Origin of the sequence: Paenibacillus sp. ISL-20, from assembly GCF_018613005.1 — a bacterium.
Classification (GTDB): Bacteria; Bacillota; Bacilli; order Paenibacillales; family Paenibacillaceae; genus Paenibacillus_AQ.
Map to the genome: position 1 here is coordinate 265,263 of NZ_JAGGRD010000009.1, position 15,484 is coordinate 280,746.

A 15,484-nucleotide genomic window follows, 5' to 3' on the forward strand; every position below is an offset into this window, starting at 1 on the left:
TTCCCCTTTCTGTTCGCGTCGTCGTGGATCCGGCATGTCGCGTAAGCAACTCAAGTATACTTCCGCCCGGCATTGTTATTTGGACCTCATCATGCGCTATTCGGACCTTCGCCTTGTCCCCCTTCAAGGAATCCTCGATTTCCATATACAAGCATGCTATTATCCGGACTTTACGATGTGGTATCCGGACTTTATGGAAGATGCCCGAGCGTTCGCTCCTGATTTTTTCGTCTTTTCCCTTTATAATGATCAGTACCACTATTAAAACGCTTTCATGACCAGGCGAATTGAAAGGAATCACGGTATCCCTATGGTTAAAGCACTGAATAACAAGCCATATCCCATCCGTCACTATGTGAAAATCATGCTCTTTATCTCAATCTTTGCCCTCGTGGTGGATCTCGTGATCAGTTTCGCTTCCATCTTCATCGTGAAGCAGCAATCGACCCGATATTTGCAGGATACGGCGAATCTGTACATCAGGCAGATCAATCATGACTTCTCCTACATCAACCACTATATGGGCTGGACGCTGGCGAATGATGAGAGCGTTAAGATCATGGATACCCCCGGCACCGATTACGTGGATTACATCAAGTCAAGCGAAAGAGTGCATAAACGGTTTAACGAGCTTCAAAAAAACTACGGCCAGGAATACAACTTCTTCTTCTATTTAAAGGAACAGGATTTTTTTCAGAACTATGCACCCATGTCCCTGTCGTATACAGAGTTCCTGGAACTCAAGGAACAGATCGTCTCCCTCACGGATTCTAAAAACGTATACGAAACGTTCTACTCCAACTGGAATCCGATCCTTGTTCAGAACACGCATTACATTATCAACATCGTTCCTTACCACAACCGGTATCTGATCTGTCTCATCTCCGCTGACGATCTGATCCGGCCACTCCAACAGTTGGATTTGGGCGAGGACGGTTACGTCTCTCTTGTAGATCATCAAGGGGCAGCCCTTTCGAGCGCCGGTACCGGCGAGCCGGGAGCCAAGATCGAATCTGCCAAGGCTTCCCCCTTTAGCCTGCCACAGCCGCGGACAACGGTCACGGAGGGATTCTCGAACGCCTCCTTCAACGTGCAGCTGGTCATCCAATTCGGCATATTTGAGACCATTATGATCGCCCAGCTCCTCATTATGCTGCTGTTTGTTATACTCACGTGTACGCTCAGCCTGGTGATGCTGTATTTCAAGAAGAAAGTGTTAAAGCCGATTCAGAATTTCTCGGAAAACGTAAGGCGCATCCATGAGGATAGCGAGAATCTGGATTTCATGAGCAGCGAGATCATCGAGCTCGAGCAGGTCAACTCCCAATTCAAACATCTGATCGAACAGATCAAAAAGTTTAAAATCGATATTTATGAGCAGCAGCTGGATAAACAGAGAATCCAGCTGGATTATATGAAGCTGCAGATCAACCCCCATTTTTTCCTGAACTGCTTGACGAACATCTACAGCATGGCGCAAATGCAGATGTTTAAGGAAATCGAATATATGTCGCTGTCCACATCCAAATACTTTCGTTACATCTTTCATAGCGGAGATAATGTCGTACGGCTGGAAGACGAAATCGAGCATGTCCGGATTTACCTGGAGATTCAGAAGCACCGCTACCGCGATGCCTTTTCTTATCGTATTGATTTCGAAGAGGAGTTGACCGGTCTTACCATTCCGCCCCTCGTGCTCCAGACCTTTATTGAAAACGCGGTGAAATACGCCGTATCCCGAGATCATGAGCTGCAAATCCGATTGTCCGTTAGCCTGCGGATGGAGGAGGAGAAACCTTCTATGGTCATCCGGATATCCGATACCGGACCCGGGTTTCCCGCAGAAGTATTGGACAAATTGACAACCGGCAAACCGCTCGATCAAAGCGAAGGGAAACACATCGGGATTATGAACACCCTTCAACGGCTCGAGCTGCTCTATCATCGCCGGGCGCATGTGGAATTTTCGAACCCGGAAGAGGGCGGCGCTTGCGTCACATTAACGCTTCCACAGCCCGTGCAGGAATGGAGAGGAGAAATTCAATGAACGTATTGCTAGTTGATGATGATTATTTTGTCGTGGCTGCGCTGGAGAAAAAAATTGATTGGAAGGCACTCTCGATCGAACAGGTCTATACCGCTTACAGCGTTGCGCAGGCAAGGGATATACTGCAGCAGCATTCGGTGCAGATCCTCATCTGCGATATCGAAATGCCGCAGGGCAGCGGACTCGAGCTTCTCGCCTGGATACGCGAGGAACAATACAGCGTTCAGACGATATTTCTGACGAATTACGCTGATTTCAACTATGCGCAGAAAGCCATTGAGCTGCAAAGCTTTGACTATTTCCTGAAACCGATTGAATTCGATAAGCTTAGCCTTATCATCTCCAAGGCCGTCTATAAAGCAAAGGAACAGCAAAGCGATCAGGAAGCGATACAGGACGGGCAGCTGTGGAAAAAAAATCAAAAAAAGCTCCAGGAGCATTTTTGGAGCAAGCTGATAAAGGAACGGAAAGCTTCTTCAGACCGGGCCGCCATCGCAGGATATATCACGGAACAGAAACTCTCCTATGAGATGTCGGATCTATTTCTTCCTGTGCTCATCACCATTTTTCCGCATGATCAAAGTTTGGGTAAAGAAGACAAAGACCTGTTTGATTATGCGTTTCTCAACGTGCTGTCCGAATTGTTCCAGGACCCGCTCTTCACGGTTGAAGCCGCTATGGAATATAAGGATTACAATTGGATGGTCATGCTGAAATGGAATCATCCTCCGGATTCCGGCGTCATGGAAAACATCTGCACGTCATTTATTGAAAAAGCCAATCAATTTCTCCGAAGCGATGCTTCCTGCAGCGTATCCATTTCGGTGGCGTTGGAGGAGATCAACAAGTCCATTCGGATGCTGCTGCAAATGAATGAGGATATGATCAAAAAGCGGAATCAAATTGTTTTTCTGGAACACCATTCTCTGCAAGAAGCCACGTACACCCCTCCCCCGCTGCAAGACTGGGAAGTCCTTCTCAGCGGGAACAATCCGGTTGGGTTTCTGGAGGAAACCCGCAAATACTTGCAAAACCTAGCCAAGAATGGCGTCTACAACGCCTCGGTGCTGCGTTTATTCCGCTTGGATATCGTGCAGCTGGTGTATTCTTATCTGAAGGGCAAAGAGATCCAGGCTCATAAGCTGTATACCGGCAAAACCAATGACCAGCTGTTCCAGCAATCCTTGAACTCGATTGAAGATATGGAGAAATATACGGAATATCTCGTCAGCACGGCAGCAGAATATCATGCCTACGCCGACCATTCGCATACCGTGGTGGAGGAGATCAAGCATTATATTCATTGCCATTATGGGGATGAGCTGACGCGAATGAGCCTAGCGGAAATCGTTTATCTCAACCCGGATTATTTGGCCCGCGTGTTCAAGAAAGAAACGGGTGTCTCTTTGGGTACATACATCATTCAGTCCCGCATCAAGGCGGCGAAACATCTGTTGGAGTCGACTCCATTGTCGGTGTACCAGATTGCGGCTAAGGTGGGGTACGCCAACTATTCCTATTTCTCGAAGCTGTTCAAGCAGGATACGGGCTGGTCGCCTAGTGACTACAGGCGGGTGCTGCAAGCCGGGAGTTCCGTAAAGGTCGATCATGCAAAATAACGTTACACTTTCGACGAGTTTCGCGAATGAGCTGACAGCAACCACAATATGAAAATAAAAAGCACCGCAGCCTCAAGCCTAATTTGCTTGGCAGCCGCGGTACTTTTTTTATGATAATAATGAGTGCTAATCTGAATAGATTACGCAGGGTAAATATCAAAATCCTTCAATGTTTCTCCCGTTCTGGCCGATTCAAATACTGCCTCGATCAGATTCAGGACACGTAGTACTTCCTCGTTCTTCACAATCGGTTCTGCCTCGCCTTGGATCACGGCCGCAAAGTTATCGAAGAAGCTGCTGGATTGACGGTATGGCTCTGGCAGAGCTCCAGTAATGGTAGCTTCTTCGGAAGGAGGGGCCATCGTTTTGGTCAAGCCTACCCCGGCTTGAATCGGTTTCGGCTCCACTTTCACGGCATCCTGGTTCCGGGTAACAACTCGGCCGTTTAACGACCAGTCCTCAATAATACCGGTTCCCTCGGTTCCTTTAACGTACCAGCGAGGCAGCGTTATGAAATTGGTCGTTCCCACTTCAATCAGAACGGATACGCCGTTCTCGAATTCAATGATCGATTCAAAACCGTCATCGACCTCATCGCCAAGAATAAAGCTCAAGCGGCTGCTCAGGCTGGTTATTCGGCTGTCCACCATGAACAGGACCTGGTCAAGAAGATGCACGCCCCAGTCCAGCAGCATGCCGCCGCCGTGGGCTTCCAGATGACGCCAGTCGCCCGGTATGCCATTCGCCCCGTGCACCCTGGATTCAATTCGGAACAGGTCGCCTATCGTTTTCTCATTGTACACTTGTTTAATGGTCAGGAAATCCTCATCCCAGCGGCGGTTTTGGTGAACCATCAGTACCCGGCCAGCAGCATCGGCCGCAGCCACCATCTCTTTGAAGTCACTGACGGACAATGTTACCGGCTTCTCGCAGATGACATGCTTGCCGGCTTTAAATGCCTGAAGTGCTAATTCCTTGTGCACGTCATTAGGCGTAGCAATGAGCACCACGTCAACCGCAGCATCGTTTAGTACCTGCTCATAGCTTTCGTAGGCAGGATACCCGTCTTGATGAGATACCTCCCGGCGATCTTCCAAAATATCGTAGGTTCCCGTAACCTCAAGAAATGCATTGTCCTTAATCAGCTTGGCATGGTAGCTGCCCATTCCGCCATAACCTACGATCACGATTGCATGTTTTCTTTTCTCCATCGTCATAGTTACATAGCTCCTTTTATCACATCTAAGAAGTAAACGCATACACATTCATTATAATATAATATGCGAAATAACTGTCCTCTTTTAACGATATTGTATTCCCGCCGTTATCGCAAGGCTGTGAGTTACTTCGCATCCCGGAAGAAATGTTCCATATATGTCCCGGAAAAAAAAGCGTTACCCTGCTTCTATCCCAAAAGGTAACGCTTCTAAAGCATACTAGATTACTCCTTCACCACCAATTTCAGTGGTGCGGCGATATTCTCTTCCACCTCTTTGCCCTGGAGCACGTCCTTGGCTGCGCCGACGGCAAGCTGACCGATCAGCTCCGGCTGCTGGGCTACAGTAGCCGTCAGGTTGCCGGCTTCGATGGACTTCAGCGCATCGTCGTTACCGTCAAAACCGATGACCATAATGTCTTTGCCCGAGCTTTGGATCGCTTCGATTGCGCCCAAGGCCATTTCGTCATTGTGGGCAAAAATCGCTTTGGTGTCCGGATTGCCCTGCAGCAGATTTTCCGTCACGGTAAGACCCTTCGTCCGGTCAAAATCCGCTGCCTGCTTCGCCACCACGTTCAACTGCTTATCTGCGATATCATGGAATCCCTTGCCGCGTTCGCGGGTCGCGGAAGCACCCGGAACCCCTTCGAGCTCAATGACCTTCGTATCTTTGCCCAGTTGATCCACGATATACTCGGCTGCCATCTGGCCGCCTTTGACGTTATCGGAGGCAACCAGCGCAGCGACCTCACCCTGATCCGCCGAACGGTCAAGTGTAATGACCGGAATGCCCAAGCTATTCGCCGTTTGCACCACGGTGGAAATCGCGGACGAATCCGTTGGGTTAATCAGCAGTGCATTGACGCCCTGTTGAATCAGATCATCAACGTCGTTGCTCTGCTTGGCCGAGTCGTTCTGTGCGTCTACGACAACGACCTCCATCCCTTGTTTGGTCGCTTCGGCGACGACGCCGTCCTTCAGGGATACAAAGAACGGGTTATTCAAGGTCGAGATGGAAAGACCTATTTTGATGCCTTTGACATCCCCGCCAGCCTTGGGCTTCGCCCATTCCGGCGGCTCCAGAGAACAGCCTGTTATAAAGATCAGCATAAGTGATACGAGCAGCAAAGTTGTTTTTTTCATCGTTCATTCTCCCCCTTAAGCCGATTTTCTACGGTCGAGCAGTACGGCAATCGCAATCACGACGCCTTTGACAACCATCTGATAGAAAGAGTTCACACCGAGCAGGTTGAGTCCGTTATTCAGTATACCAATGATCAACACACCGATTAACGTACCGACGATTCGGCCGCGACCGCCAGTCAGGCTTGTACCACCAAGAACAACGGCTGCAATGGCATCCAATTCATAGGATGTTCCTGCTGTCGGCTGTGCGGAATTCAAACGGGAGGTCAGAATCGCGCCTGCAAGCGCGGACAGCATTCCTGCCAGGGAATAGATCATGATCTTGACTCGCGGTACTTTAATACCGGATACAAGCGATGCTTTTTCGTTACCGCCGATGGCATACGTCTTGCGGCCAAATGACGTTTTATGCAGGATGACCCACAGCACGGCAAACGTGATGATCATCGTAATAGCAGGTACCGGAATACCAAGCAGGTACCCACGACCGAACAATTGGAATGCAAGGCTGTCGCCCAGACCCGTAATCGGGTTACCGTTCGTATAGACGAGCGTAAGTCCTCGGAATATCGTCATGGTAGCCAAGGTGGCGATAAACGGCGCCATTTCCCCCTTGGTAATCATGAGACCATTGATCATCCCCATGACACCGCCAAGCGCAACGCCGATAATGATCGATAGGATCGGGTCAAACCCGGCCACCATCATATTGGCGACAAATGCGCTGGAGAGTGCGAGAATCGAACCGACCGACAGGTCAATGCCGCCTGTCAGGATAACAAACGTCATACCGAATGCAATCAATGCATTAATCGATACCTGACGCAGCAGGTTCAGAATGTTAAGCGGTTCCAAGAAGCTTGGATTCAGGACGGATACGATAACGATAAGAATAATCAGTCCGAGCAGCGGGCCGAGCTTTTGCGTCAAACCTGATACCTTAAACCCTTTTTCCGCCTTGGCATCGTTAATAGTTGTCATATTACTGACCTCCTGTAGCTAGAGTCATGATATGTTCCTCCGTGGCTTGTTCACGATCCAATTCACCGGAAATCCTGCCTTCGTGAACAACGAGAATCCGGTCGCTCATTCCGAGCACCTCCGGCAGCTCCGACGACACCATCAGAATCGCCACGCCGCGTTCGGTCAGTTCATTCATCAGCTGATAAATTTCCCGCTTCGCACCAACGTCCACGCCGCGTGTCGGCTCATCCAGGATGAGCACGCTCGGTCCAATGCCGATCCACTTGGCAATAACGACCTTCTGTTGGTTACCGCCCGACAGATTGCGTGCCAGCGTCTCGGATGTATGCGTCTTGATCTGCAGTCGCTTCGTCAAGGTGTCCACGAAATCCTGCTCCTTCTTCCCGGAGATAAACCCTTTGGAAGAGAAGCTGAACAGATTGGGCAGTGCCATATTTTCACGGACCGAGAAATCCAGGACCAACCCTTCATCCTTGCGGTCCTCTGTTATGAATCCAATGCCGTGTTTCACGGCATCATCCGGCTTCTTGATCGAAACTTTCTTTCCGCGTACCCAGATTTCGCCGCTATCCAGCGGGTCCAATCCGAAGATCGCTCTCATCATCTCGGTGCGCCCTGCCCCCATCAGGCCGGATACACCAACAATCTCGCCGGCACGAACCGTGAAGCTTACATTCTCGAACCGGCCTTTACTGCTAATATTCTTCACTTCCAGCACGGGCTTACCCAGAGATGGATGACGTGCCGGATATCGCTCGGTCAGCTCCCGGCCGACCATCTTTTTGACGACCTCATCAAAATTCGTGTCCGGAATGGCTTTCGTATCGACGGATTTACCATCCCGCATAACCGTAATCCGGTCGCAGATCGTAAAGATCTCCTCCATCCGGTGGGAAATGTAAACGACGGATACGCCTTGTTTTTTCAATGAACGGATGACATCAAACAGCTTCTCAATTTCCCTTTCGGTGAGCGCCGCCGTCGGTTCATCCATAATGATGATTTTCGCTTTTGTCATAAGCGCTTTGGCGATCTCAATCATCTGCTGCTGGCCGACGGAGCATTCTCCTGCCTCCTGCGATAATGGTATCGTCACCGCTAATTTGCTGAACTGTTCCTTCGCAAGCGCCTTCATTTGTTTCATATTGAGGAAACCAAGGCCGGACGTCATCTCCTTGCCGATAAACAAGTTATCCAAAACCGTCATCTCCGGCCAGATGTTAAGCTCCTGATGGATGAAGGCAACACCTCTCTCTTCCGCTTCCTTCGGATTAGCAAAATAGGTTTCCTTACCGTCGATGACAATCTTGCCTTCATCCCGGCTGTGAAGACCGGTTAATATATTCATCAGCGTCGATTTACCTGCGCCGTTCTCTCCCATCAGGGCATGAACCTCTCCTTCCCGGAGATCAAAGTCCACGCCTGCCAACACCCGGTTCGTGCCAAAAGATTTATGGATATTCGTCATCTCAATGTTCATGGTGCTTCCTCCTTTTTAACCGAAATGAACACCGGCCTGCAAAATGCAGTTCGCATAGGGCTTGGCTTCGCCTGTACGGATAACCGCCTTGGCGTTTCGAGTCCGTGCTTTGAACTGCTCGTGTGAGCAAGCTTCAATCTCGCAATCCTGAAAAGACTCCTGTATATAATGCAGTGTTTCCTTATTATCGAGCATCATTTCTTCAGCGATGACGATTTTTTCGATTACCATATCGTCAGCGATCGCCTCCACCACCTCGGTAAAACTTGGTGTCCCCAGCGTTAACGCCAAGTCAATTTTGGGAACGCCGGGAGGAATCGGAAGGCCCACGTCGCCAACAACGATGGTATCGGTGTGTCCCAGATCTGCCAGCACTTTCGCGATGTGACTGTTCAGCATGCCGTTCTTCTTCATGATCAAAGACTCCCTTCCACTTCGAGGCGAGACGGCATTCCGCCCTGCGCTCCGAACTTCATGACCGACAAGGAAGCTGCACGGTTCGCAAATCTCAGGCTGTCGGCCATGCTCATGCCTTCGGACAGTGCCACGGCAAAGGCACCGTTGAATGTATCGCCGGCTCCCGTCGTATCCACGGCTTCAACCTTGTAGCCGGGAACCACAACCTCTTCATTGCCGTCAAAATAACGAACTCCCCGTTTGCCTTCCGTCACGATCAGTTTGTTCGGATAACGGCGCAGCACGTCGCCTAATGGCTCATCTCCGAACAGGATAGCCGCTTCATGTTCGTTCGGCGTCATGTAAGCCGCCCGTTCAATAACGACGCTCGGCACCGGGCGGGCCGGAGCCGGATTCAGCATCAACGGCACCTGATATCTTGCGCATAATTCACTGACATGCACCACCGTTTCCTCCGGAATCTCCTGCTGAATCAACACGATATCCGCCGCCTGGATAACCTCCGCTGCCTGATCAACATAATCCGGGGTGATCCGATCGTTGGCCGCCTTCACCACCACGATGCTGTTGTCTCCTTCAGCCAATATGATGTGTGCGGTTCCGCTTTCCATACCTGTAACCGGTTCCACATATTCCGTAATAACACCATTCGCCTGCAAATTACTCAAAATCGTTTCCCCGAAGGAATCTTCACCTACACAGCCAATCATCGTTACCTCTGCACCCAGTCTCGCCGCCGCGACGGCCTGGTTGGCTCCCTTCCCTCCGGGTACCGTCTTAAAGCTGTCGCCTAGCACCGTCTCTCCAGCGCCGGGGCGCTTGGTGGAGGTGACCACCAAGTCCATCGACGCGCTTCCGATTACCACGATCTTCGCCATTATGATTCCACCTTTCTCGTTGTCTGCCGCTCAATAAATTCTACCGAGAATTCGATACTGCTTCTCTCGATGTGCTGCCCTTCAATAAGTCCGATAAGCAATCTGGCCGCTTCCCGGCCCATTTCATATGCCGGCTGATGAATCGTGGACAGGGGCGGGGCCAGCAGTCGGCTGAGCAGAATATCGTCAAATCCTATAATCTGTACGTCTTCCGGCACCCTTTTCCCCAGCCGATACGCTTCCTTGACTACGGCGGATGCCATAATATCGTTACTGGCGATGACGCCGTCCGTGTCCGGATGCTCAATGAACACTTGCTGGGCAAATCCTTCCGCGTCGGTTAAAGAAAACGATGTCGTCTTCAGCACTTGATACGCAGCCGCCTGTTTTTCCAGAACCTCAACAGCTCCTTCAAAACGCTCCTGGGCAGGACGGACATCCGCCGGGCCTTGAATCACGGTTATAGCTTTACTGCCTCGCCTAACCATCTCCTGTGCCGCGATTCTACCTCCCTGCCGACCATCCGCAAATACGGAAGGACGATCCGATGAGGTGCGATCCAGAAATACAACCGGGATCTTAAGCCCTGCATATATGTCGGCATCCGGATCATTGGTCGATGATATGACACCAACCACATTATTTTGGACAAAGGTTTGGATGTACTCCATTTCCTTCTTCTTGCTCTCGTCGCTGTTCCCGAATATCAGCCGATAATCATTTTCCTGCATCTCATCCTCAACTCCGCGGGCAAGCTGCGGGAAATAAGGGTTCATAATATCCGGAAGCAAAAGTCCTATCAATTTGGATTTTCTTTTATATAAAGAACGTGCTACTTCATTCGGCGTATAATTCAGCTCGCGAATGCTTTGTTCTACCTTGGACCTGGTGTCCTCATGCACGTAACCGTTTCCATTTAAAACCCGTGAAACCGTGGCCACGGACACGCCGGCCCGGTTTGCTACATCCTTGATCGTTGCCATTACCGTCATCACCTCATTCATGTGTAACCGGTTACAGATATACCATATCACATCTTTTTTTAACCTGCAAGCTTTTGAGGATTGGAATATTTTTGTACCGGGTACTGGCAACCCCACCTTCAGTAAATAACATGGCCAGCAATAAATTACGGTATTCTTACAAAAACCTTTACTGGAGTTTACATCCGGTTCCTATACTCAATCCTGTAAGGCCAAGCAGGAAAGTGAGGTAAACATGATGATGGAAAAAGAATTTATGCTTCCTTCTCCGGGTCATTCTCTGACACCGCCGGTCAGCGAAGCTGAGCCTTCGACGGCCGCGAAACCGATCTCTATCAAGAAAACAAGACGCAGGGAAATCATGCTCGCTTATGCATGTCTAGCACCTTCGCTGCTCATTTTCGGTCTATTTCTGTTCTATCCGCTGTTCAAATCCGTCTATCTGAGCTTGTTCCTGACCGATCCTCAAGGCCGGGTAGCCGAATTCGTAGGGTTCGATAATTTCAAGGAGATACTGGCCTCCGAGATGTTTTATACCAGCTTCGGCAACACGCTGCTGTTTATCGTACTGACGGTCCCGACCGGCATGGCAGCCGCCATACTGCTCGCAGCCCTGACGCATAATAAACTGAAAGGTATGAAAATATTCCGCTTTATATTCTCGCTGCCCATGGCCGTGTCCGTCGGCACCGGCTCGATGATCTGGATGATTCTCTACCATCCGACTATGGGCATGCTGAATTATTTCCTGTCGCAACTCGGCACGCAGCCCATCCAATGGCTGACCGATCCGAAATGGGCCATGATCTCCGTTGCCATCATGACTGTCTGGATGAATCTTGGGTTTAATTACATCCTGATGCTGAGCGGCATGCAGGGCGTATCCGAGGATATCTACGACAGCACCAAGATTGACGGCTCCGGTCCGTTAAGAACCTTCTTCCAGATTACGATGCCGCTGATCTCCCCTACGTTATTCTTCACATCCGTCGTGTCAGTTATTGGCGCCTTCCAAGCGTTTGGACAGATCAACATCCTGACCAAGGGCGGTCCGATGAACAGCACCAACGTCATCGTGTTCAATATCTATCAGGATGCATTCGTCAACTTCCGCTTCGGCATCGGCAGTGCGCAAGCACTCATCCTGTTTGCGATCATTCTGCTGCTGACCGTTTTTCAATTTAAATTCGTGGAGAAGAAGGTGCATTACCAATGAACATGCGTCTCATACCCAAAACCTTCATCTACTTCGCGCTGCTGCTCTGTTCGCTGGTCGTTGCCTTTCCGCTTCTATACACCTTGTCGACATCGCTTATGAGCGAGGCTGAATCGGCCGTTTATCCGCCGCCTCTGCTTCCGGAAGCCATCAATCTGTCCAATTTCGCCAAGGTGATTGATACGATCCCTGTCCTTACCTTTATCGGGAACAGCCTGGTCGTCTCCATTGCCATCATGGTCGGGCAGATCGTGACCGCAAGCCTGGCGGCATACGCCTTTGCCTTCCTCCGATTCCCGGGAAAAACACTGCTGTTCAGCCTCTTTCTCGCCACCATGATGATCCCGTGGGAAGTGATCATGATCCCGAACTATCTGACGGTCAAAAGCTTGAATTGGCTCGATACCTACCAAGGGCTTATCGTTCCATTTCTGGCAACCGCCTTCGGAACCTTCCTGCTCAGACAAGCCTTTTTGCAACTGCCGAAGGAGCTGTTTGAAGCAGCTCGCGTGGACGGCTGCGGCCATGTCCGGATATTTCTGAGCATGGTGGTGCCGTTATCCATACCTGGAATTGCCACGCTGGGCGTGTACTCGTTCCTAAACAATTGGAACATGTACCTGTGGCCGCTCTTGACCACCAACCGCGTCGAGATGCGTACCGTTCAGATCGGGATTGGCATGCTGCAGTTCGAAGAGATGAATTCGTGGAATTTGATTCTGTCCGGCGTACTCCTTCTGCTGCTTCCTTCCCTGCTGCTGCTTGCACTCGGTTTGAAGCCGCTTGTCCGTGGCATCACGGCAGGTGCATTGAAGGGCTAATCGCTATTTTAGTCGGACTATAATGGATCAGCCTTGCGTGCCGGTTATCGATAAGAAACGGGCCGCGCAATTTCTGATAGATCAAACCATACTTTATTTTCAAAAAGGGAGAGATTAACCGATCATGAAACGTTTTGGTAAAAGGTCCTTCGCGCTGCTCCTGCTTTCCTGCTTTATGCTGATCAGCGCCGCTTGCAGCAATGCGCCAGCCGCTGGAGAAACGACCGTTGCTGCCGGCAGCGAGCCAGCCAAAGATCCTGTTAAGGTTGTGTGGTGGCATTCCATGAGCGGAGAGCTCGGGACCGTCGCGGACAAACTGATCTCCGATTTTAATGCGGCCCACAAGGATATTCAGGTTGAGGGCGTGTTTCAAGGAACGTACGATGAAAGCTTGAACAAGCTGAAGGCCTCCTTGGGATCGAAGAGCGGTCCAAGCATGATCCAGGTGTACGAAATCGGCAGTCGTTTCATGATGGATACCAAGGCCATCCGTCCGGTTCAGGACTTCATGGATGCTGAGGCATACGACATTTCCTCCTTGGAACCGAATATCAAAAATTACTATACATTCGACAACAAATTGTACTCCATGCCGTTTAACTCCTCCAACCCGATTCTTTACTACAACAAGGACGCCTTTAAAACGGCGGGTCTCGACCCGGAAAATCCTCCAAAAACCTACGAAGAGGTAGCGGAAGCGGCAAAAGCCCTGACAAAAGGCGGCCAAACCGGCGCATCCTTCGCCATCTATAGCTGGCTCATTGAACAATTCCTTGCGAACCAAGGCGTTGAACTGCTGAACAACGGTAATGGACGCACTTCTCCGGCAACCGCTTCGCAGGTCAACAACGGCGCTGCCGTGAAGACGCTGGAATGGTGGAAGCAAATGCTGGACGATAAGGTCCTCCTGAACTTGGGACGTAAAACGGATGATACCAAAAAAGCATTTGCAGCAGGTCAAATCGCCATGACGCTGGACTCGACGGCTTCCCTCCGCGGGATCGTCAGCGCAGCGGAAGGCAAATTCGATGTCGGTACGGCTTTCCTGCCAAAGCCGGCTGACGGCGGCGACGGCGGCGTTATTATCGGCGGTGCAAGCCTGTGGCTGATGAACAATAAGTCGGAAGAAGAGCAGCAGGCAGCCTGGGAATTCATGAAATATTTAGCCGAGCCGCAAACGCAAGCCTACTGGCATGTCAACACGGGTTACTTCCCGGTAACGACAAAAGCTTACGAAGAGGCCCTCGTGAAAGAAAATCTGGAGAAATATCCGCAATTCCAGACGGCCGTGGACCAATTGCATCAAACGAAAGCCAATCTGGCAACACAGGGCGCTGTCATGGGCGTATTCCCTGAAGCCCGCCAGCTGACGGAAACAGCAATCGAAGAAGTGCTGAACGGCCAAAAAACAGCGCAGGAAGCACTGGACAAAGCTGCTCAGGAGATTAGCTCCAAGATCGAAACCTATAATAAAACGGTGAAATAAACGTCGATCGACGTACTTTCTCGGAAGACAGACCGCATATACTGCCATATATGAACGAATTGCAACCCTTGATCCAGGATCATAAGGACCCCCCGCGGTGCCCTGTGAATCATGCATCAGGGGTATTTTTCTGATGGCAGCTTCACCTCAACTTTCCATATTGGATCAGCTTGTATAGGGGTTTGCCCAAGTCACTCAGCCGGGCTCCTGAATACACTGTTACAAAGTGGAGGTGAGCCTATGATGAGAAATCTTCCGTCCACCGTAACCATCGTCCCGGTGCCGTTTGACCGGGGTGCTACCCGCCGCGGCGCAAGCCAGGGACCGAATGCGATTTTCGGAGCCGGCTTGAAACGCAAGCTTGACACGCTCGGTGTATCCTACCAGGTCGATGACCTTGCTGGACTCCCCGAACACAAAGATGAAACACACGATCCTCAATTAAAACATCTGAAAGAAGTCATAACGATTAACGAGCAGCTCGCAGCTCATGTGTCTGCCCTGGCACAATCGGGTGTCTTCCCGCTTATCCTTGGCGGTGACCATAGCATTGCAATCGGCACGCTAGCCGGGCTTACCCGGCACTATCAAAGCCTGGGCGTCATCTGGATTGATGCCCACTCCGATCTCAATACGCCGGATACAACTCCAAGCGGCAATATCCACGGCATGTCGCTGGCTGTCTGCTTGGGAAGAGGCGATGCACGGCTAACATCGATCGGCGGCGTAAAATCAACGATCAAGCCGGAGCATGTGGTGCTGATTGGCGCGCGTTCCCTCGATCAGGGCGAACGGGATTTCATCCGCCGGGAAGGCATTACCTGCTTCACGATGCAGGACATCGACCGCATGGGCATGTTTCGGATCATGAAGGAAGCCATCCGCATAGCGTCAACGGGCACGGATGGCGTTCACCTCTCCTTCGATATCGATAGTGTGGATCCGAAAATCGCGCCCGGAACGGGAACGCCGGTTCAGGGCGGACTCAGTTACCGGGAAGCGCATCTGGCCATGGAGATGCTGTCGGAATCCGCTATTCTGACCTCGGCCGAATTCGTGGAGAACAACCCGCTGCTGGACCGCGGACAGACAACGTCCCGGCTGCTTGTCGGCTTAATCGGCTCCATGCTGGGCGAAAGCATCTTGTGACGCGTCCTCATACTTGATTATGAGAGGCTTTTTTGGCGCGGT

At 50.8% G+C, this 15,484-nt stretch carries 14 protein-coding genes; 7 read left to right on the plus strand and 7 right to left on the minus strand.

Annotated features, from left to right (window positions below):
* Positions 1-34 precede the first annotated feature (34 nt).
* The 3 genes from J7E85_RS06715 to J7E85_RS06725 are packed head-to-tail and all read left to right on the plus strand — an operon-like array spanning position 35 to position 3,666.
* Positions 35-265: a hypothetical protein gene (locus tag J7E85_RS06715; protein ID WP_215156166.1), complete on the plus strand. Its 231-nt coding sequence runs from the start codon at positions 35-37 to the stop codon at positions 263-265.
* Between the two features lie 45 nt (positions 266-310).
* Entirely contained in the window at positions 311-2,047 is a 1,737-nt protein-coding gene (locus tag J7E85_RS06720) for a sensor histidine kinase (RefSeq protein WP_215156168.1), read from the plus strand.
* The gene (locus tag J7E85_RS06725) at positions 2,044-3,666 is read left to right on the plus strand and encodes a response regulator (RefSeq protein WP_215156170.1); all 1,623 of its coding nucleotides are present in this window, start codon (positions 2,044-2,046) and stop codon (positions 3,664-3,666) included. Before J7E85_RS06720 ends, J7E85_RS06725 begins: the two co-directional genes overlap by 4 nt.
* A 140-nt stretch (positions 3,667-3,806) precedes the next feature.
* Here the strand turns inward: J7E85_RS06725 and J7E85_RS06730 are convergent, their stop codons facing one another.
* The 7 genes from J7E85_RS06730 to J7E85_RS06760 form a co-directional block, all read right to left on the minus strand.
* Positions 3,807-4,883 (minus strand): Gfo/Idh/MocA family protein, encoded by a 1,077-nt coding sequence (locus J7E85_RS06730; RefSeq protein WP_215156172.1) that lies wholly within the window; start codon positions 4,881-4,883, stop codon positions 3,807-3,809.
* 224 nt (positions 4,884-5,107) lie between these two features.
* The gene (gene rbsB / locus J7E85_RS06735; protein ID WP_215156174.1) at positions 5,108-6,025 is read right to left on the minus strand and encodes a ribose ABC transporter substrate-binding protein RbsB; all 918 of its coding nucleotides are present in this window, start codon (positions 6,023-6,025) and stop codon (positions 5,108-5,110) included.
* A gap of 15 nt (positions 6,026-6,040) precedes the next feature.
* The gene (gene rbsC / locus J7E85_RS06740; RefSeq protein ID WP_215156176.1) at positions 6,041-7,009 is read right to left on the minus strand and encodes an ABC transporter permease subunit; all 969 of its coding nucleotides are present in this window, start codon (positions 7,007-7,009) and stop codon (positions 6,041-6,043) included.
* 1 nt (position 7,010) lies between these two features.
* On the minus strand, positions 7,011-8,492 hold the full coding sequence (locus tag J7E85_RS06745; protein ID WP_215156178.1) for a sugar ABC transporter ATP-binding protein: 1,482 nt from the start codon (positions 8,490-8,492) through the stop codon (positions 7,011-7,013).
* A 15-nt stretch (positions 8,493-8,507) separates the two neighbouring features.
* Positions 8,508-8,906 (minus strand): D-ribose pyranase, encoded by a 399-nt coding sequence (gene rbsD, locus J7E85_RS06750; RefSeq protein WP_215156180.1) that lies wholly within the window; start codon positions 8,904-8,906, stop codon positions 8,508-8,510.
* Between the two features lie 2 nt (positions 8,907-8,908).
* Complete coding sequence (rbsK, locus tag J7E85_RS06755) at positions 8,909-9,787, minus strand: ribokinase (RefSeq protein ID WP_215156182.1); 879 nt, start codon at positions 9,785-9,787, stop codon at positions 8,909-8,911.
* Complete coding sequence (locus tag J7E85_RS06760) at positions 9,787-10,770, minus strand: LacI family DNA-binding transcriptional regulator (protein ID WP_215156184.1); 984 nt, start codon at positions 10,768-10,770, stop codon at positions 9,787-9,789. The genes rbsK and J7E85_RS06760 overlap by 1 nt, the downstream gene beginning before the upstream one ends.
* A 235-nt stretch (positions 10,771-11,005) precedes the next feature.
* On the opposite strand from J7E85_RS06760, the gene J7E85_RS06765 reads away from it, so the two are divergent.
* The 4 genes from J7E85_RS06765 (at position 11,006) to rocF (ending at position 15,442) form a co-directional block, all read left to right on the plus strand.
* A complete protein-coding gene (locus tag J7E85_RS06765) occupies positions 11,006-11,986 on the plus strand; it encodes a carbohydrate ABC transporter permease (protein ID WP_215156186.1) in 981 nt (326 codons plus the stop codon).
* Positions 11,983-12,807, plus strand: coding sequence for a carbohydrate ABC transporter permease (locus tag J7E85_RS06770; RefSeq protein ID WP_215156188.1), 825 nt, complete (start codon positions 11,983-11,985; stop codon positions 12,805-12,807). Before J7E85_RS06765 ends, J7E85_RS06770 begins: the two co-directional genes overlap by 4 nt.
* Positions 12,808-12,931: 124 nt before the next feature.
* Positions 12,932-14,293, plus strand: coding sequence for an ABC transporter substrate-binding protein (locus J7E85_RS06775; RefSeq protein WP_215156190.1), 1,362 nt, complete (start codon positions 12,932-12,934; stop codon positions 14,291-14,293).
* Between the two features lie 243 nt (positions 14,294-14,536).
* A complete protein-coding gene (rocF, locus tag J7E85_RS06780; protein ID WP_483311303.1) occupies positions 14,537-15,442 on the plus strand; it encodes an arginase in 906 nt (301 codons plus the stop codon).
* Positions 15,443-15,484: the final 42 nt, after the last annotated feature.

Excerpts from the sequence above, each read along its gene's own strand:
- rbsK (WP_215156182.1), bottom strand. The coding sequence starts at position 9,787 with ATGGCGAAGATCGTGGTAATCGGAAGCGCGTCGATGGACTTGGTGGTC.
- rbsB (WP_215156174.1), bottom strand. The coding sequence starts at position 6,025 with ATGAAAAAAACAACTTTGCTGCTCGTATCACTTATGCTGATCTTTATA.
- J7E85_RS06725 (WP_215156170.1), top strand. The coding sequence starts at position 2,044 with ATGAACGTATTGCTAGTTGATGATGATTATTTTGTCGTGGCTGCGCTG.
- J7E85_RS06775 (WP_215156190.1), top strand. The coding sequence starts at position 12,932 with ATGAAACGTTTTGGTAAAAGGTCCTTCGCGCTGCTCCTGCTTTCCTGC.
- rbsC (WP_215156176.1), bottom strand. The coding sequence starts at position 7,009 with ATGACAACTATTAACGATGCCAAGGCGGAAAAAGGGTTTAAGGTATCA.
- rbsD (WP_215156180.1), bottom strand. The coding sequence starts at position 8,906 with ATGAAGAAGAACGGCATGCTGAACAGTCACATCGCGAAAGTGCTGGCA.
- rocF (WP_483311303.1), top strand. The coding sequence starts at position 14,537 with ATGAGAAATCTTCCGTCCACCGTAACCATCGTCCCGGTGCCGTTTGAC.
- J7E85_RS06765 (WP_215156186.1), top strand. The coding sequence starts at position 11,006 with ATGATGATGGAAAAAGAATTTATGCTTCCTTCTCCGGGTCATTCTCTG.
- J7E85_RS06715 (WP_215156166.1), top strand. The coding sequence starts at position 35 with ATGTCGCGTAAGCAACTCAAGTATACTTCCGCCCGGCATTGTTATTTG.
- J7E85_RS06730 (WP_215156172.1), bottom strand. The coding sequence starts at position 4,883 with ATGACGATGGAGAAAAGAAAACATGCAATCGTGATCGTAGGTTATGGC.
- J7E85_RS06720 (WP_215156168.1), top strand. The coding sequence starts at position 311 with ATGGTTAAAGCACTGAATAACAAGCCATATCCCATCCGTCACTATGTG.
- J7E85_RS06770 (WP_215156188.1), top strand. The coding sequence starts at position 11,983 with ATGAACATGCGTCTCATACCCAAAACCTTCATCTACTTCGCGCTGCTG.
- J7E85_RS06760 (WP_215156184.1), bottom strand. The coding sequence starts at position 10,770 with ATGGCAACGATCAAGGATGTAGCAAACCGGGCCGGCGTGTCCGTGGCC.
- J7E85_RS06745 (WP_215156178.1), bottom strand. The coding sequence starts at position 8,492 with ATGAACATTGAGATGACGAATATCCATAAATCTTTTGGCACGAACCGG.